Raw genomic sequence first — 16,598 nt, 5'->3', positions numbered from 1 at the left:
GTCCGTTGGCGTCAATATTACGGACCCGCTCACTTAGTTTTTTACGGTGATTTCCAGCTCAGGCGTATATTCTTCCAGCACCTTACCCACAATCTGTAATGCCGCACCCGGCAGCGCCAGTAATTCCTGCAACGCTTCTTTTGTGTCCGGCGTGACAATACGGACCAGAAAGTTATGCGCCGGGGAAACTTTATTTCCCATCGTGATTTCGTTGATATATTTGTTATAGGCGGTGACGTTCGGCGTAAAAGAAATGTCTTTGCCTGCGATGGTCATTTCAATTTTTTTATCACTCATGCTTTTTTCTCTCTTAAATTAATTTCGTCAATAAGCTGGTTATGGCGCGCCGCGCAGGTTGAATAAATATCAATCCACTGAATTAATAATTCTGCTGCGGCTCTGCCGTTGGTGCCGTTTAATCGGGGAAGATTAACGGGACATTTTGTTTTTAGATTTTCCTGATAGGGTATGCTCTGCGTTTTCACTGGCGGCGTTGTACAGCCTGAAATAATCACCAGACAGGCAATCATTACTGAAAACGGGCTTATCCAGTTCAGCGCGGATGCCTGCCGGTATCGCACCTTTTAATTCCTCCAGTTTGTTTTCAAGCTGCCTGGCGGATTCGCTTGCCACGCCCTGCAGCTGATCACGCGCCCTGTCAGCGGCAATCCCGGCGGCACGCTCTGCGACCAGCTCCATGCTGTCGCGCTTCCACTCCGCGCCGGTCCAACCTGCCAGAAACGCCAGCCCCAGACCGGCCAGCAAAAACAGCACGTTTCTGGCCATCAGCGAACACCGTTATGCTCAAGGCTGAAGTGGTTGCCGTCCGGATTCGACTTAAAACGCCCGCCCCAGCTGCCGCCCAGTGATTCCCAGTATTCACCCAGCGCCCGGTAATCCTCGGTGCGGGTTTTATACTCGCCGTTAACAAACAGGTTAAAATCCACCGCCAGCCGCTGCGTGTGCAGACTGTTGGCGATGCCGCTGCCCTTCTTCGCATTCAGCGCGGCCTGCTCCGGCGTGCGGTATGCCTCCCCGAACGTCAGGCGCATCCCGCGATCATTTGCCCAGGTGATCAGCTGTGCAATCAGCCCGGTAAATAACTGCTGCTTTTCCGATAGCGTCACTTTCACTTCTCCTTATCGTCGCCACCCAGACGGCGGCGCAACCACATTTCGCAGAACTGATAACCCAGAATCCCCAGTCCCGCCCCGACCCCGTTCACCGCCAGCGGCGACATATCCGGGAACTGCACCAGTGCCGCACCTGCTGCGACTGAAATGGCCGACCCCAGAATGACGCGCCCCACAATCAGGCGCGGCGTGATTTTTTCATTACTGGCCAGCACCTTGCCCAGCGCGATAATCCCGCCGAGCACCAGCAGCTGCATCAGTGTTTTTTCATGGTCCTGCATCGTATCCCCGTTAGCTGATCAGGCTTTCCGTTGCCGCCGCTTCCAGATACGGCACGCCGTTAATATTCACGAACTTCGGACTGGTCACGAAGTACTTCACCTTGTGCGTGCTGATAGCGCCGCCCTTCGGATCGATATCCAGCACGTTACTCAGCACCAGTTTGCAGCCGAAGGCTTCCACCTTCGTTTCTTCGCTGCCGACCTTCGCATAAAACAGAAAGTCCAGCGTATCGATGCCGCGCCATGACCCGGCGGCACGCGCCTTCGCGGTCAGCTGCTGAAAGGTTTTGCTGCTCAGCTCAATCTCACCTTCTGCAGCGACTTCCCCGGCTACGTGTCCGTCAGGGACGCCGCGCGTGGACGCCGCCGCCGTGCTGTCCGTGATATCGAGTGAGATTTTTTCGACGTGAAGTAATTCCCCGTCGATGTTTACATCGAATGACTGACCGCTGATGCGCTGGCTCATGCTGCCCCCTCAGTGCTGTCCAGGCTGGTATCCAGTAACAGCCCCACGGTAATTTCCTTTGGTGATTCAACCGGACGCATTACGATATAAATCTCCACCTGTTTAGCGCTTTTCCAGCTGATTGATACGTCACCGTCGCGCGGTGATTTCACTTCACCGGGGAAACGAATGCCGTTAATCTGGACTGACTGCGACATTTCACGCAGCGGCTTAGCAAAACTCTGCTGCGCGGCGGCAATGCTGCCCGGCGTGCTGTTCAGTGTGCGATCAGCGATGCGGGCGATGGCCAGCAGACGCACGCGGCGCGCAATTTTGTCAGCAATACGCAGGTATTCGATAACCTGATAATCACCGCCTTCCACATCCAGCGTGCGCCCGTCAGACCAGTAAAGCCCGTCATAGTCCGGATACCACATCGGCACGCTGAAACGCAGCGTTTCCAGCGCCTGCAGCGTGGCCAGCTCCAGCACTTTATCTGTGCCGTCCACCGGCAGACTGTCACTACCCAGACTTACCAGCGCTCCGGTTTTCACGCGCGCCGGGCTGTCAGCAATGGTCACGGCGCGATTACAGAGGCGACCGGCCAGCACGCCCGGCTCATTTCCCCACAGGCGCGGAACCAGCTGCACCGCTGACGCAGAAATTCCGCTCTGCAGCTTGCTCATGCGCGTCAGATAATCCGCCCAGGCTTCGCCAGTCTCCGGACCGCCAACTGACAGAATGAACCACACCCAGCGCCCGAACTTCGCCAGCAGCGCGCTGCGAAGCGTGGCGGCAGCGTTAATCTCTTTCTTATCCGGAACATCCGCGCACAACACCACCCCTTCCACGGATGCCACCTGCTGCGCGCTCAGTACGGCATCTGCCCAGGCCGACAGCTCTGCATCTTCGGCCAGGACGTGAACGAATGCGGACCAGTTCTGACCGGCATTTTCCAGCGCGGCCATAACCTGACTTTTCAGCACCGAATCCGCCGCACCCAGCTGCGCATCAAAATCGGTCTGCGTATTAACCGGCAGCGTCTTCCCGGCGTTAGTTGCGCCGCGTCCGATAAAGAGCACGACGCGCTCAATATCCTTTGTTTCACCCTGCAGCTGATTAAGCTGATTGACTGTTACATTTGGCCAGCTCATACCCTTCCCCTGATATCCTGCGCATTAACGTCCCAGCCGTAGCCAATGGCCTGCAGCTGGCGCGCCAGCGCCTTATTGAAATCGTCGCTGCCCATCCCAAGAAACGGACGGGACGGCACATCGACAGTCCATACCGTTTTTGCCGCCCGCCCTGTCAGCTTGCGGATCAGCAGACCGGCCTGCGCATATCCCATCGTTTCGGTAATTTCCTTAAACGGCGGCTTACGCCAGCGCTTACCGCGCCTTACCCTGTAGCCCAGCTTTCGCAGCCGTTTAGCCTGCGCCAGCGTGGCCATTTTCCCTGCCGGTGCGGTGCGACCCTTACCGCGCGCCCTGACGCTGGTTTTCATGCCTTCCTGCTGCGCGTAACCCACGGTCCCTGCCGGTACTGCTTTGTCCCCATTTCGGTATCCGCCGCCCTGCAGATAAAGCCGGACGGCTTCAATTTCGGGCATTTCGCGGATATGCAGCAGGTTCGGCAGATTGCGCAGCATCTTCCCCCTGCGTCGCGTTTTTCTTGCCTGCCACGGCGTGCCGTCCGGTGACTGCTGATTACGCACGTTGCGCTTTGCCGCCGGGATCACGCCATATTTCGCCATGCGCCAGATAAGCCGCTGGCGCTTTTTGTCGGGCAGCTCCAGCTTTGCAATCTCGCGGCGCAAGTCACGCAGCTGCGCGGCGTTAATCTCCGCCCCGAAAATCACTCCTCAACCTCCGTGTAAATCATCGCGCTCAGCGCCGTCCAGATTTCCGGATCGGCCAGCCGGTAGCGTCCGCCCTGATAAGGAACCGGCCCGTTTTCGTCCGGCACGATAATCAGCCGTTCCGCCATCGGCACCGTAACGGTCACAATTGCGGTTTCCTCGTCAATCAGCTCAATGTCCCAGTCCGGATCGGCATTAGTGATGCCGACCTGGCTGAATAAATCCCGGTCCTCTGTATCAGTCGCCTGCCACACTTCCAGCAGCGCCATAAGCAGACGCGGATCACACTCACGGTACGGGAAGCGCTCCCAGATTAGTTCTGCGTCATAGCGGATCACCGAAAGCTGCACCTGCCCCAGCCCCATATCACGCGCGGCGGGAATGGTTTTCAGTCCCGTCATTTCACTGGTGAATGACTGCATGGCACGCTGTGGCATTTCTGACTTAATAAAGCTGGTCAGTGATTCAAGCTGACTTTCTGTGCTCATACCTGCCTCACCGTGGCGCGCTTAAGCCCCTTAATCAGGCGGATAGTCACTGACGCCTCCGCCAGCAATCCCTTGCGCGTTTCATCGCTCTCCTGTCCCGGATGCGACTCGCGGCGGCCAACAGACGCAAACTCACCCATCAGGTCCGCTTTTGCCCTGGCATACACCGCCTTTTTATACTGCGCCGCCAGCTGACTGATGCCGTTCATGCTGACCCCCGGCACGTCAGCAGCGGTCTGGTATCCTGCCGCCCGGTGCATTTCCTGCACACCGGCAAGCCCGCTGTTTACCTCCGCTGCCGCCGTAAGCAGCGCATTCGCCACTGTTTCCGTGTCTACGTCAGCCGGAATACTGCGGCTGCGCTGGAAGTCTGACAGGTTCATATCCGGCCAGAATCCGTCATTGGTCAGCGGGCTGTCCTGGTATTCAATCGGCTTGCCACTGAACATAAAATCCCCCGTAAAAAGGTGGGCTGACCGGAATCCACGGCGCATTACACTGCGTGTTCTGCCCTCATCCGCGCCCACCCGGCTTGCGGTAGTCGTTATTCAGCCGTAAGCGCCCGGATGCGCGCCGCAATCGTCTTGCGCATCGTGCCTACGCCTGCTCTGTGATACTTCGCCTCGGCGGCCGCCAGCAGCCGGTCAGCCTCAGACAGCGTTTCGACGCTATCTGACGCCGCCGCCCGCGCCTGTCCTGATTCATCACGCAGCAGCAGCAGCCCCGCGAACTTGAACCATTTGGCGGTGATTTCCTCGTGCAGCCGCCAGCGCTGCGTGACGTTCTCAAACGTCCGTGAGAAATAAGGTTCTAAGTCTTCACCCGCCTGGCTTGCCTGCTCTGCCCAGTTCATCATCTGATCGGCCACAAAGACCGGGAATCGTGATTTGATGTTCTCCGGCGTGGCCTGCTCCTGCGCAATGGCAATGTCTGCCCAGTCCAGCGCCTGATCGAACTCGCCTACGTCAAACAGCCAGACAACGCAGTACGCGAACACCGGATTGGCATACACGCGGCCCAGTTCGAGATAGCTTTCTACCGTGGGCATCCACTTCGGCAGCAGCACATCACGCTTCATGTCCACGCGCTCTGCCGTTGTACCGAGACTGCGTAATACAGCCACGTCTTCCATGATTTCCTGCATCTGCAGGTGAAGGCTGGCCGTGGTGTTCACTTCCTCAAGCCGCGCCTGCTGCTGCTGCATGGCCACGCGCTGGCTGTGTCGCTGTGCGGGTGAAAGACTCATGGTTAGCCCTCTGCCGGTTCGGTCACCTTGCCGATGGTCACCGCATTTTCGTCAATGGCCGCATACAGCTCCGGCTCCTCAACGGCGTAACCCTCATTGCGCAGGTACTTGTTTTCGTACTGTTTGCGGTCTTCCACAAACTCCGCCTTACGCTGACGCGTGCCGCGCTGCGTGTAGATGTGCAGGTTTGACAGTGGCGTGACCACCATGCGCTTGCCTGGCATAAACGGCGGAATAATCGCGGTGCGCCCGGCAATGGTGCTGCCCAGCATCTGCGCGGCGATTTTCTCCGTGGGCTTGTCCGCCTTCTGATACAGGCGGTATTGCTCCGCCGCGACCAGATCGGCCCCGACCAGCACCACCAGACGCGGATCGTTACGGAACTGCGCCGGAATTTTGGCGTTAATCAGGTCAGAGGCCATAGCATCCAGCGAGTGATAATCACCGGCATCGTCCAGGGTGACCGCATCGGTCATAATCTGGTAACCGTCTTTGAAGCCTTTCATGCGCTGATGCCAGCCGATATTGACGTCTTCGCCGTTCGGGTTTTTCTCCGGATCGGTTGTCGTCGCCACCTCTTTGCCGTTAAAGCCGATGCGCAGCATGTCCAGCGCAAACGCCTGATTGGAAAACGTCTGTACCAGCTGGAAAAACTCACCTTCATCACCGGCGTTTGCCCACAGTGAAAGCAGATCCCATTTCAGCGCCGCGCAGGAATCGGTTTCGACCAGCTTGTAATCGTTGCCTTCCACACCGACTTTGCGACGGAAACGCCCGTCAGCCACGCGCCCTGTGTGAAGTGCTGACGCACCTACCGAAACAACCTGGCCGCTCAGCTGGTCCACGTCTGCCACGGTAATCATGTTCAGGAACTCCACGGACTCCAGCAGCGCAGCGCGGAGGCTGGTTTCCTGCGGATCGGTGAGGCTGAATGCGCGGGCCGGATTCGTCACGCTGTAATGCTCAGCCAGTCCGGCAGAGAAAGCGTCAATGAATGCCAGTGCGCGTTTGTTTAACTTCATAAATAACCCTCTCGCAAATAATGCGACTTATAGAAACTTCCCTGACGAAGGCGAAATTAGATGAATTTAAATTTGCGGCTTTCCTGCTTATCGCCGGGCTTACGCTTCGGCAGCTGTGTAATCTTGTTATCCAGCTTTCCAAAGTTTTTAATGACTGCCCCGATATTTTCACGCAGCGTTGCAAATTCCTGCGTATCCACCACTTCGGCAATGGTATCCACATCTTCCTGCGTGGAAGCCAGCTGCGTTTCGATTGCAGACACACGGCCTTCCAGATTATTCAGGGCTTCAGCCAGCGCCTGTAATTTGTCGCTGTCTTCAGGCGCGTCAGTATTCACGTCATCTTCAGCGAATTTTTTAGGCTGAATGCCAAACAGCTTTTGCCAGTTTTTCATTTTTGTTTCCTGTTCCACTTTTCCATTCCGGCCAAACTTATAGCGATAGCAGCCGGGTTTGATTTTTTTGCGCTGGCTAAAGCGCATACGTGAAGTGCCCACGCTGGCAGGCGAGTCCGTTGCCGCCAGCCCTTCGAGATAGCTGCGCCCTGTGCCGCGAAAGTTTCCGTCTTCGGTAAGCTCTACCGAAAAATAAAGAAGCTGATCGCGTTTATTGGCTTCAATCAGGCTCATGTTCGGACTGATTTTTGCGTAAAGCCTCACCAGCCCGTCATCACCCTCCTGCCACATCACCTGTTTTACACAGCCCCCATTTCCGTAATCGCGTTCATGCTCCGGCCAAATAAGTGCGGCGTATAATTCAGGGTCATATGTTTCAGCAGCGTCAATTAACCATTCCCGTTTTAATTCCCGGCGGTCAACCGTATCTCCCTCGGTGGCAATACACAGCCAGTCAGTACATAACTGTGACATATATTTTCCTGCCCTCCGTAACAGCAGAGCCATTATTAATGAATTAAACGCCTGCCGCACCCTGACAAATTCCGCTGTGTTCGGATAACAGCAATTAGGCGAACCATAAAGAATCAAAGCGGGATTTTTATTTACTCTGCATCGGCATAATAGCGTTCAGGCAAATAAAGGAATGAAATTAACGGATGGCTAAATACAGTGATGAATTACGCGGCGTTGCGCGCGCCCTGTATTTAAGGCGATACACGCCGAAGGAAATCGCCAGTGAATTAAATCTGCCGAATGCGCGGATTATTTATTACTGGGCTGAAAAGGAAGGCTGGGCAGATATGCTAAGCCACGAAAGCACTGAAGATGCGATAGAGCGCCGCATCCAGCTGCTGACCGGGCGCGATGGCAAAACAGAGCTGGAACTGAAAGAACTGGATCAGCTGATTGCCCATGCGGTCAAGTTGCGCACGCAGCACAACAAGCACAAAGAGAAGCTGGCCGCCGCGCGCCCGGCATCTGCAGGCAACAGCGAAGAGGAAGGTGACCAGCCTCGCAGCAAGCGCAAATACAATAAAAACGACGTATCCGGGCTGACGGAAGACGACCTGAATTTATGGGCTGAAGAACACCTTTTTGGCTACCAGAAACACCTGCGCCTGAACATCAGCCAGCAGGTGCGAAACATCCTCAAAAGCCGCCAGATCGGTGCGACCTGGTATTTTGCTTTTGAGGCGTTTGAAAACGCCGTGCTGACCGGCGACCCGCAGATTTTCCTTTCCGCTTCGCGCGCGCAGGCGGAGGTTTTCCGCTCATATATCGTCAACATCGCACAGGAATATTTCGGCATCACGCTCACCGGCAACCCTATCCGCCTGAGCAATGGCGCAGAGCTGCGCTTTCTGTCCACAAACAAGAACACGGCGCAGTCATACAGCGGCCACCTCTATTGTGACGAATATTTCTGGGTGCCTAACTTCGCGCGGCTGAATGAAGTGGCGTCTGCGATGGCCACACACGACAAATGGCGCACCACCTACTTTTCAACGCCGTCAGCCAAAACGCATCAGGCTTACCCGTTCTGGACCGGCGAAGAGTGGAAAAAAGGCAGTAAAAAGCGCGCCGCCGTGGTGTTTCCCACGTTTGACGCCATGCGCGACGGCGGACGGCTCTGCCCCGATGGCCAGTGGCGCTACGTCATCACAATGGAGGACGCGATTGCCAACGGCTTTAACCTCGCCAGCATCGACAAACTGCGCAACCGCTACAGCAAAGACACGTTCGATATGCTGTACATGTGCGTCTTCGTTGACAGTAAAGACGCGGTGTTCAGCTTTTCCGACCTGGAAAAATGCGGCACTGATATCACTTTCTGGCAGGACCACGACCCGAAAGCACGCCGCCCGTTTGGCGATCGTCCTGTCTGGGGCGGTTATGACCCTGCCCGTTCCGGCGACCTGTCTACATTCGTGATTATGGCCCCGCCGGTGCTGGCCGGTGAGAAATTCCGCGTGCTGGCCATCATCAACTGGCGCGGCATGAACTTCCGCCATCAGGCCAGCGAAATCAAAAAACTCTTTACCCGGTACAACTTCACCTATCTGGGCGTAGACGTGACCGGCATTGGCCAAGGCGTTTACGACAACATTCACCCCTTTGCCATGCGCGTGCTGAAACCTATCCGCTACGACCTGAGCACTAAGAATCGCCTGGTGCTTAAGGCGGCAGACGTCATTGAAAGCGGCCGCATTGAATGGGATGCGGATCTGAAGGAAGTGGCCGCGTCGTTTATGTCTATCCGGCGCGCCGTCACGAAATCAGGCAGCGCGGTGACCTTCGTCGCTGATCGCACGGCTGAAACCGGCCACGCAGAAGCAGCCTGGGCAATTATGCACGGTCTGGACAATGAGCCGCTCAACTACGAGCACAAACCTAAATCCAAATGGAAGTTTCAGAAGGCAGCATGAAAAAACGATATAAGCAACGCGCCAGCGGCGCACAGCAGGCGGCAGGTAAGCGCAAAATGTCCGTGCTGCGCTTCGGCAAGCCTGAACCAGTCCTGACCACCGGCACCGATTATCGTGATGTGTGGTATGACAACGATTTTGATCACTACAGCCTGCCGATTGACCGCCTTGCACTGGCGCAGCTGGTAAATCTTAACGGCCAGCATGGTGGCATCCTGCACGCGCGTAAAAATATGGTGTTGTCGGATTATCTGGGCGGCGGTCTGACATTTGACAGCCTTGAGGCTGGCGCAATGGATTTGCTGACGTTCGGGGATCTGGCGCTCGTTAAAATCCGTAACGGCTGGGGTGACGTGGTTGCCCTGGAACCGATGCCCGGCCTGTATATGCGCCGCCGCAAAGACGGTGAATTTGTGGTACTGCAGAAAGGCGAACCGCTGGTCTATGCCGAAGAGGATGTGATTTTTATCCGGATGTATGATCCACAACAGCAGATTTATGGACTGCCGGACTATATCGGCGGCATTCACTCCGCCCTGCTTAACAGCGAAGCGGTGATTTTCCGCCGCCGGTACTATCACAACGGAGCACACACCGGCGGCATTCTCTACACCACGGACCCGAACATGACGGATGAAGTGGAGGAAGAAATTGAGCAGCAGCTGGCCAACAGCAAGGGGATCGGCAACTTCAGCACTATTCTGGTGAATATCCCCGGCGGCGATAAGGAAGGCGTGCAGTTTATCCAGATGGGGGACATTGGCGCGAAAGATGAATTTGCCAACGTGAAGAACATCAGCGCGCAGGATGTGCTGAACGCGCACCGCTTTCCGGCTGGGCTTGCGGGGATTATTCCGCAGAACACTTCCGGCCTGGGTGACCCGGAAAAGGTGGAAGCCACCTATAAGAAAAACGAGGTGGCACCACTTCAGCGCCGCCTCATGATGGCGGTGAATAGTGATCCGGAAATACCAGAGCACCTTCACCTGAAATTTTCCCAGCAATCAAAGAACAAGGATGCGGCATGAGGCGTAATCGGATAAAATCCAGGCAAACTTACAACGCCGGAGCCGCAAATATGCGCGTGTTAAAAATTGAGTGCCCAGAGTGCAAATCAAAGGCGGTCATCCGTAAAACAAATCGCAAACATCGCGATATTGCTGATATTTATTGCTCATGCGCAGACGTTGAATGTGGACACACTTTTGTTATGAATTTGACGTTTTCCCACACAATCAGTCCTAGCGCCAAAAAAGGCGATTTACTGATTCAGCAGGTCATCAGCGGCATGTCAGCAGAACAAAAACAGCTGACTTTAAAACTTCTGCAGGCATCCTAATAAGAACGCCCCTCACTAACTGGGGCGCTTCTCCTCGCTTCGCTTTTCAGGTCAGCTAAAAGGTCTTCCGTCAGTTCGCCCAGCCATTCATCAAGTAATGCGCGGCGTTTATCTTCCACAAGTGAATGAGTCATCATTTTCACTATAAAATCAATCCGTTCCACCTTAACTATCTGACTTAACGACGCAGACATTTCAACCCTCCCTTACATTAAATACTGTATAACTATACAGTATAATATTCGTTGCGAAATATGAATTCTTTTTTGGGATTTTTCTACTATAAACATGAGCTAACACTCTGAGTTAGCCCGAAGGCCATCCCGGCCAGCACTCATTTTCATTGGTTTCAGCAACGTCTATTAACCGCTCCGCCTGATACTTCACAAGACCATGCCCCCTAAAAGAGATCGCCGCCCCGGTTAAGAGGCGATCAATTTCTTCATCACTGCCCTCAAACCCCCTGCTTTTCAGCTCCACTTCTAACCTGCGGCGCTTCGGCCTCGTACAGTTATTGACAGAACTCCAAGGGGCGGCGTTGCCGCCAGAAAAGCCAGCCTCCGCTGACGCTTCGGCCAGTTTGGCGACCTTTTCCCACTTAACCAGACGTGTTGGCACTTCCGAACCGGCAGCACGCGGACAATAAACCCCCTGCACCCGCTGAACGTCTTCACCGTACTCATTACCGCATTCGGTGATTTCATAAGCCAGACGCACAACCAGATCGCATCGGGCAACGAGCGGACCGCCCTGCGCCTGCGTGTATGCAGCCCAGTCAACAGCCACGCTTGCAGATGCCAGAACCGCATCCATTTCCGGCTGCTCAATCTGCTGGTCACCGAGCCTGCGCAGTTCACGCCACACCGTCACCGGCGCACCGCCAATCTGCTGAAACTGACGGATACGCCAGCGTGATGCCCAGGCTGAAACGGCTTTTGCCATTTCACGCACGTTACCGCCCGTTTCGCCGTCGCTTTCTTCATCAAGCGCATAGCCGTCGATGTTTTTAGAGATGTATTTTGCGATGTAGCCCGTTGCGCTCCCTTTGGTGGGATCAATTGGCTCAACATGAAAACGTGCTTTTAACGCCTTCTCTGTGTTCAGTTCCTCACTGTCAGCAATCCGCGCGTGGTAACACATAATGTCACGTACTTCTTCAACGTGTTCCGGACGCATGAAAAGCAGCATGTGCCAGTGTGGTGTTCCATCGTGATGCGGTTCCACAACGCGGAAGCCGAAAACGTGTATACAAGCACGGGACAGCGCTGCACGGATTTTTGCCCAGACAGAGCAGAGATATTTTTGAGTGTCGCGTGGGTTTGCCCCGTTCCACTGTGAAACGAATCCACCTTTGCTGTGTACGGCGTGAAAACGTGACGGCGCGGTGATCGTGTAAAAATCACCGGCATAGCCTTCATGATTGGCGATATCCTCAAACCCGCGCATACGTGCCATTAACTCACAGCGTCGAATAGCCGGATTAGCATTGCTGCGGTTGACCATATCGGCCAGCGCAATGCGATCACCCTCCTCATTAATCAGATCAAACTTTTTGAAAAATTCACGGTTACGCTTTTTCTGTTCCGCCCACTCTCCGAGTGTTCCGCGTGAAACGTAAGGACTGGCGGCCTTCTGGACCTGCCCCACAGCAATAGCCATATGCTCACGGTGCAGATCACGACGACGCTGCAGACGAACCCGCCACCATTCAGGTGACATCATGCGCAGAATCGCGCTTTCAGCGTTGCGACGTTTAATCTTGCCTGTCTTCTTAACAGACAACCAGAAAGGCGGCGTAGTGCCGCATTTCAGCGCTTCCTGTGCCAGAAATACATAACCCTGTGCTGTGCGTTGCTTCAGCTCGTCTTCATCAGGTTTATCGTCGGGCGCGGTCATTTCTGCCCAGGAGTGGAAAGCCTCGCCTAAGTGACTGGCAATGTTATAAGCCAGATCACGCACACGGTCCCGATCATAGCCTGGCAGATCATCAAGGTTATCTTTGAAAGGTGAAGGCATGCCGGTTGAGTAATCACGCTGCCATGCTGCGTTAACAAGTTTCAGACGTGGCAATACGCTCTTACCGATAGTATTGCGTAAGAACGTATTGGCACGGCGGCGACCGTTTTTAGATGACTTTAAAAGCGTTTCATATCGCTGGCCAAAATATCCGGACAGGTAATCCGGAATGTTATGCAGGTACTGGCTACGCCACTCATGATCGGTTGAATCACAATGCCATAGTTTAAGCTCTGTGTGAGTGATGCCCTGCGGTGCGCCAGGCGCAAAGTACTCACGCCGCATTTTATTTACGGCGTGATACTGACCATTGAGGCTTACGGACTCAGCCAGGTTCACGCTGGCTCCAGCACTGCAATGATTTCGGATGCGGTACTGTCGCCGCCAGTAGCTGCACCAACGGATCGGGCAACGGTAATTTTGTGCAGACTGAAACGGCCAGACCCGTAGTGTGTATGGGTTAAAGAACTATCACTGTTTGATGCAACAACAGGAAAGCCTTTGTCAGCGAGGTTTTCCAGCATTGCCGCCAGTCGCTGCTGACAGGCTGCATCAAAGTCTGAAGAGTGATATTTGGTAAAGCTGCTCTTACCTGATACAGGGTTATAAGGCGGATCGCAGTAAATCACATCGCCTGCACCTACCAGCCCCAGCGTTTCAGTGAAGTCAGCACAGACGAAAGATGCACGTTTTGCCTTCGCAGCAAAAGCGCGCACCTCGCTTACAGGAAAGTAAGGCGCTTTATATTTCCCAAATGGGACGTTAAATTCACCACGCAGGTTATAACGGCACATCCCGTTATAGCCGTGGCGGTTCAGATAAAGGAAGCTGGCAGCCAGTTCTACAGCCGATAAACCACCGTGATTAAGACGGGCGCGCACACAGTAATAAAACTCTCCGCGCTGTGATTCACTGCCAACGCTTCCGGCAGCAAACAGCGCTTCAAGCTCAGTCAGAAGCGCATCTGTATGGTGCGCCATCATGACATACGCATTAACCAGCTGATGATTCGCATCGGCGATCAGATAAGCGTCATAGTCCGTGTTCATCATCACAGCGCAGGAACCGGCGAAAGGCTCAACGAGTCGCTTACCGGCTGGCAGGTGTTTCAGTAGCTCAGGCATGACGCGGGTTTTACTACCGGCCCATTTCAGTGGCGGCTTCACTGCCATAGCGCACCGCCTTTACCGTCAATGGCTTCAGCTTCCTGCCGGATCAGTTCAACAATCTCAACAGCAGACAGCCCTTTATTTGCTGCGTGCGTAGCGAGACGATCAAGGCGGCCAGACAGCTTAGTTGCCATATCTTTGCCACCTTCAACATGCGCCTGCTTGCACAGCTCCTGTACTAATTCAGTGCTGCCGGCCGCTTCTTTTTTTAAATCCTGACGGGTCATTCTCATGGCGTTTTCTCCAATTAAGAGCGCACGAATCCCCGGCTATCCGTTGGAAAGCCGAAAATCGTGCGGCGGGTTATTAGCGTTTAAGCAGCGAATTAAGAATTGAGGAACGGAAGGACTTCATCTGCATCTGTGATTGGTTAGGGGATGACAACAGATGCAATTCATAAGATACGCTCCACCATGACCGGATAAGCGCCACAACGGGAGATGCTCCGAGGAAGCCAGCTGCAAAGTAAATCGCGCGGATTGCGCTCACTGCTTCTGTCTGCTGCGTGTGGGTTTCTGCCTCGCGAAACGCACGACACCAGAAAGCAGAACTTACCAGCAGCCACTGTATTTTGTCGTCCAGGTGGATCGTGTCATTGAAGACGAAAGACCTGAGTGCAACAGTGCTGCCTTCGGCGTCGCATTTGCTGATGAAGAACTCTGCATAATCCGGGTTAACGCCCCAGTCGCGGAAATCTTCAAGCAGCCCTTTTTTTTCTACGGTGATGATGTTCATAACATTTCCTCAGTGGGCACGATTGTCAGCGGGTTTACGCAGCTGCTGCCGCGCCTTTATCAGTTCATGTACTGGTGTACCCGGTACAGTGGGCACTGATCGCGCCGCGCTCAGCACGCTCGGTGATGGTTTCTTTTCCTGTTGAAACGCCAGCGGCCCCAGCCCCTTGAACATTTCAACCATGCATTTCAGACGCTGCAGGCCGCGCTTAATCTGGTGTAACTCGTGGTCAGTGAACTGGCTCCACGAATAACGACAATGACGCGCCTTTAAGCCTGCGGCGTGCAGAATAATTCCGCGCTGATGTTCGCTAAGCCGCTCCCATATGCTGTATGCCTGTGTGCTATGGCCAGAAACCATCTGGCGCAGCACCCCCAGCCATTTTTCATCGTTTGCATTCATGCTTTGCCTCATGATTTTTACGGGTAAAAGCAGGATTCCAGCGCTGCCCGTTTGGCAGCTGGATGGTGCCGTGGCCATACGCAGGCAGCTGCTTCGATGGCGACTGGCGCTTTAGCAGATTCACGAATACGAACATGTTCACCTCACGCAACGATGCCAGGCATTGAGGCGCTTACCACATCAACGGCAGCAGCCAACACCGGCACGGTTTGAAAACGACTTTCAACGGAATAGACGAGTAAAGACAGGCTGCGGATAGCATCACTGGCTCTGTTAAGAATCTGATTGCGGCGTGCAACGGTCATCTTTTCCGTTGAAACCGCTTCCCCAGCGATTACCCCGACACTGGCCACAGCAGTTAATGCGCAAAACTGCATGTTTTCAGGTCTGGCGTTGTTAACCGGCACAGAAGGCTGACAATTAATCTGACGTAGGAAACCGTCAAGAATGGTTGGGTCTTCAGTGAGATCGATGATCGCCAGCAACTCAGGTAATGTCAGTTGGTGCGACTGGTCAGGATTCAGCTTGTTTCGCAGTGTGGCCGGTTGCATTCCTACTTTTTTTGCCAGGTCTGTAACGTTATGTGCCAGCGAAAACTGGCGGCAGGCATCATCAAGATGGTTTCGTACTGAAACTTTATAATCGTACATGATTCGCACCTTACGAATTGTTAGCCTGAACTACGCCTGAAGCGAAATTCTGCATTCGCTTAAAGCTTCAACGGTAAGAGCGGCCATGTTCACTTCTACGCGTGAACGGGGCTTATCACCTTTACTACGTATTGGAAGGCGGCCATCGCGGATCATGTCTCGTGCAGTGCCCATCGCCGTACCTGTTAGGCGGCAGTATTCATCAAGAGGAAGGTAAGGTGTGGGAATGGTGATTGTAATATTAGGACGCATAAGGCAAACTCCCCGATTCGGCTGAATGCTGTAACATTCAGTGATATTCAACATTTAGCAAACTACGGAGAGACTCTAATTAGATTTATGCAAATTTGCAATACCATTTTGCAAAAAACTAATCGAGCGAAAGTCGATGAGCAAATTCCCGTTTGAACAAGCTGGTCATAGTAGTGATGTGCTAGACCGCATTACCGAGGCCTATGGCTTCGCTCAGAAACTTCAGCTGGCTGACCATTTTGATATGGCTGCAAGTAGTTTATCCGCACGCTTTAAGCGTGGGACGTTCCCGGCTGATATGGTTGTTAGATGTGCTGCTGAAACTGGCGCCTCCCTAGAGTGGCTGACGACCGGACACGGCAAAAAGTTTGACAATGACGAAACAGACATCATGAAGTTTGCAAGGAAGAAGCTTGTGGATGGCCAATTGTTTGATTCCGGCTATGTTTTGTTCGATAAAGCCTTCTTTCGGCCTGGCGTTCCATTGCCATCAGATCCCTTCTGTTTGATAGATGATAAACACCAGTACATCATTGATCGCAAATATGAAGAGGTGTTCGATGGTGAATGGCTAGTAAATATTGAAGGTAAAGTCAGCATCAGGAATCTTGTGCGCATTCCAATTAAAAAAGTGCGCGTAAGTGGCGTGGGAATGGCCTTTGATTGCAGCATAGATGATATTAATGTTTTGGGACGAGTAGTATTGACCATCACGAGCTAAATATTTTCAACACAGTG

General features: G+C 53.9%; 25 protein-coding genes. 4 read left to right on the top strand and 21 right to left on the bottom strand.

The window, feature by feature from the left end; all coding sequences use genetic code 11:
* Nucleotides 1-33: 33 nt before the first annotated feature.
* From KUE00_RS16270 to KUE00_RS16215, 12 genes are all read right to left on the bottom strand, one after another.
* The gene (locus tag KUE00_RS16270) at nucleotides 34-297 is read right to left on the bottom strand and encodes a putative phage tail assembly chaperone (protein ID WP_246760947.1); all 264 of its coding nucleotides are present in this window, start codon (nucleotides 295-297) and stop codon (nucleotides 34-36) included.
* A 132-nt stretch (nucleotides 298-429) separates the two neighbouring features.
* Nucleotides 430-786 (bottom strand): hypothetical protein, encoded by a 357-nt coding sequence (locus tag KUE00_RS16265; protein WP_201252112.1) that lies wholly within the window; start codon nucleotides 784-786, stop codon nucleotides 430-432.
* On the bottom strand, nucleotides 786-1,127 hold the full coding sequence (locus KUE00_RS16260) for a M15 family metallopeptidase (RefSeq protein ID WP_182687451.1): 342 nt from the start codon (nucleotides 1,125-1,127) through the stop codon (nucleotides 786-788). Before KUE00_RS16260 ends, KUE00_RS16265 begins: the two co-directional genes overlap by 1 nt.
* 2 nt (nucleotides 1,128-1,129) lie before the next feature.
* Entirely contained in the window at nucleotides 1,130-1,414 is a 285-nt protein-coding gene (locus KUE00_RS16255) for a phage holin family protein (protein ID WP_201252111.1), read from the bottom strand.
* A 10-nt stretch (nucleotides 1,415-1,424) separates the two neighbouring features.
* Nucleotides 1,425-1,880 carry a phage protein gene (locus tag KUE00_RS16250; RefSeq protein ID WP_137241211.1) on the bottom strand — a complete coding sequence of 152 codons (456 nt, stop codon included), beginning with the start codon at nucleotides 1,878-1,880 and terminating at the stop codon, nucleotides 1,425-1,427.
* Nucleotides 1,877-3,013: a DUF2586 domain-containing protein gene (locus KUE00_RS16245; protein WP_246760946.1), complete on the bottom strand. Its 1,137-nt coding sequence runs from the start codon at nucleotides 3,011-3,013 to the stop codon at nucleotides 1,877-1,879. Before KUE00_RS16245 ends, KUE00_RS16250 begins: the two co-directional genes overlap by 4 nt.
* Nucleotides 3,010-3,717 (bottom strand): phage virion morphogenesis protein, encoded by a 708-nt coding sequence (locus KUE00_RS16240; RefSeq protein ID WP_246760944.1) that lies wholly within the window; start codon nucleotides 3,715-3,717, stop codon nucleotides 3,010-3,012. The genes KUE00_RS16245 and KUE00_RS16240 overlap by 4 nt, the downstream gene beginning before the upstream one ends.
* The gene (locus KUE00_RS16235) at nucleotides 3,714-4,205 is read right to left on the bottom strand and encodes a phage tail protein (protein ID WP_246760942.1); all 492 of its coding nucleotides are present in this window, start codon (nucleotides 4,203-4,205) and stop codon (nucleotides 3,714-3,716) included. The genes KUE00_RS16240 and KUE00_RS16235 overlap by 4 nt, the downstream gene beginning before the upstream one ends.
* A complete protein-coding gene (locus KUE00_RS16230; RefSeq protein ID WP_246760940.1) occupies nucleotides 4,202-4,654 on the bottom strand; it encodes a head completion/stabilization protein in 453 nt (150 codons plus the stop codon). Before KUE00_RS16230 ends, KUE00_RS16235 begins: the two co-directional genes overlap by 4 nt.
* A gap of 95 nt (nucleotides 4,655-4,749) precedes the next feature.
* Nucleotides 4,750-5,451 (bottom strand): phage terminase small subunit, encoded by a 702-nt coding sequence (gpM, locus tag KUE00_RS16225; protein ID WP_246760939.1) that lies wholly within the window; start codon nucleotides 5,449-5,451, stop codon nucleotides 4,750-4,752.
* A 2-nt stretch (nucleotides 5,452-5,453) separates the two neighbouring features.
* A complete protein-coding gene (locus KUE00_RS16220) occupies nucleotides 5,454-6,473 on the bottom strand; it encodes a phage major capsid protein, P2 family (protein ID WP_182687438.1) in 1,020 nt (339 codons plus the stop codon).
* A 56-nt stretch (nucleotides 6,474-6,529) separates the two neighbouring features.
* Nucleotides 6,530-7,342: a GPO family capsid scaffolding protein gene (locus tag KUE00_RS16215; protein ID WP_182687532.1), complete on the bottom strand. Its 813-nt coding sequence runs from the start codon at nucleotides 7,340-7,342 to the stop codon at nucleotides 6,530-6,532.
* A 185-nt stretch (nucleotides 7,343-7,527) separates the two neighbouring features.
* Here KUE00_RS16215 and KUE00_RS16210 point away from each other — a divergent pair, with 185 nt between their 5' ends.
* The 3 genes from KUE00_RS16210 to KUE00_RS16200 are packed head-to-tail and all read left to right on the top strand — an operon-like array spanning nucleotide 7,528 to nucleotide 10,636.
* Nucleotides 7,528-9,297 (top strand): terminase large subunit domain-containing protein, encoded by a 1,770-nt coding sequence (locus KUE00_RS16210; protein WP_246760938.1) that lies wholly within the window; start codon nucleotides 7,528-7,530, stop codon nucleotides 9,295-9,297.
* A complete protein-coding gene (locus KUE00_RS16205) occupies nucleotides 9,294-10,325 on the top strand; it encodes a phage portal protein (RefSeq protein ID WP_246760936.1) in 1,032 nt (343 codons plus the stop codon). Before KUE00_RS16210 ends, KUE00_RS16205 begins: the two co-directional genes overlap by 4 nt.
* A complete protein-coding gene (locus KUE00_RS16200) occupies nucleotides 10,322-10,636 on the top strand; it encodes an Ogr/Delta-like zinc finger protein (RefSeq protein WP_137241202.1) in 315 nt (104 codons plus the stop codon). The genes KUE00_RS16205 and KUE00_RS16200 overlap by 4 nt, the downstream gene beginning before the upstream one ends.
* Here the strand turns inward: KUE00_RS16200 and KUE00_RS16195 are convergent.
* From KUE00_RS16195 to KUE00_RS16155, 9 genes are all read right to left on the bottom strand, one after another.
* A complete protein-coding gene (locus KUE00_RS16195; RefSeq protein WP_246760934.1) occupies nucleotides 10,633-10,830 on the bottom strand; it encodes a hypothetical protein in 198 nt (65 codons plus the stop codon). The two genes, KUE00_RS16200 and KUE00_RS16195, sit on opposite strands and share 4 nt — an antisense overlap.
* A gap of 112 nt (nucleotides 10,831-10,942) precedes the next feature.
* Nucleotides 10,943-12,937 (bottom strand): replication endonuclease, encoded by a 1,995-nt coding sequence (locus tag KUE00_RS16190; RefSeq protein ID WP_246761024.1) that lies wholly within the window; start codon nucleotides 12,935-12,937, stop codon nucleotides 10,943-10,945.
* 50 nt (nucleotides 12,938-12,987) lie between these two features.
* The gene (locus KUE00_RS16185; RefSeq protein WP_246760933.1) at nucleotides 12,988-13,824 is read right to left on the bottom strand and encodes a DNA adenine methylase; all 837 of its coding nucleotides are present in this window, start codon (nucleotides 13,822-13,824) and stop codon (nucleotides 12,988-12,990) included.
* Complete coding sequence (locus KUE00_RS16180) at nucleotides 13,815-14,054, bottom strand: DUF2732 family protein (RefSeq protein WP_143991422.1); 240 nt, start codon at nucleotides 14,052-14,054, stop codon at nucleotides 13,815-13,817. Before KUE00_RS16180 ends, KUE00_RS16185 begins: the two co-directional genes overlap by 10 nt.
* 73 nt (nucleotides 14,055-14,127) lie before the next feature.
* On the bottom strand, nucleotides 14,128-14,556 hold the full coding sequence (locus tag KUE00_RS16175) for a hypothetical protein (protein WP_246760932.1): 429 nt from the start codon (nucleotides 14,554-14,556) through the stop codon (nucleotides 14,128-14,130).
* 9 nt (nucleotides 14,557-14,565) lie between these two features.
* Nucleotides 14,566-14,958: a hypothetical protein gene (locus KUE00_RS16170; RefSeq protein WP_246760930.1), complete on the bottom strand. Its 393-nt coding sequence runs from the start codon at nucleotides 14,956-14,958 to the stop codon at nucleotides 14,566-14,568.
* Nucleotides 14,942-15,094: a phage filamentation protein Fil family protein gene (locus tag KUE00_RS16165; protein ID WP_182687419.1), complete on the bottom strand. Its 153-nt coding sequence runs from the start codon at nucleotides 15,092-15,094 to the stop codon at nucleotides 14,942-14,944. Before KUE00_RS16165 ends, KUE00_RS16170 begins: the two co-directional genes overlap by 17 nt.
* A gap of 7 nt (nucleotides 15,095-15,101) precedes the next feature.
* On the bottom strand, nucleotides 15,102-15,608 hold the full coding sequence (locus KUE00_RS16160; RefSeq protein WP_246760928.1) for a phage regulatory CII family protein: 507 nt from the start codon (nucleotides 15,606-15,608) through the stop codon (nucleotides 15,102-15,104).
* Nucleotides 15,609-15,638: 30 nt separating this feature from the next.
* A complete protein-coding gene (locus tag KUE00_RS16155; protein WP_246760926.1) occupies nucleotides 15,639-15,860 on the bottom strand; it encodes a regulator in 222 nt (73 codons plus the stop codon).
* 136 nt (nucleotides 15,861-15,996) lie between these two features.
* Between KUE00_RS16155 and KUE00_RS16150 the strand changes: the two genes are divergently transcribed.
* Nucleotides 15,997-16,581: a phage repressor protein CI gene (locus KUE00_RS16150; protein ID WP_246760925.1), complete on the top strand. Its 585-nt coding sequence runs from the start codon at nucleotides 15,997-15,999 to the stop codon at nucleotides 16,579-16,581.
* Nucleotides 16,582-16,598: the final 17 nt, after the last annotated feature.

Origin of the sequence: Erwinia phyllosphaerae (genome assembly GCF_019132875.1) — a bacterium.
Taxonomy (GTDB): domain Bacteria; phylum Pseudomonadota; class Gammaproteobacteria; order Enterobacterales; family Enterobacteriaceae; genus Erwinia; species Erwinia phyllosphaerae.
The sequence above is the reverse complement of the archived record's forward strand: the minus strand, read 5'-3'. Positions and strand labels throughout refer to the sequence as shown.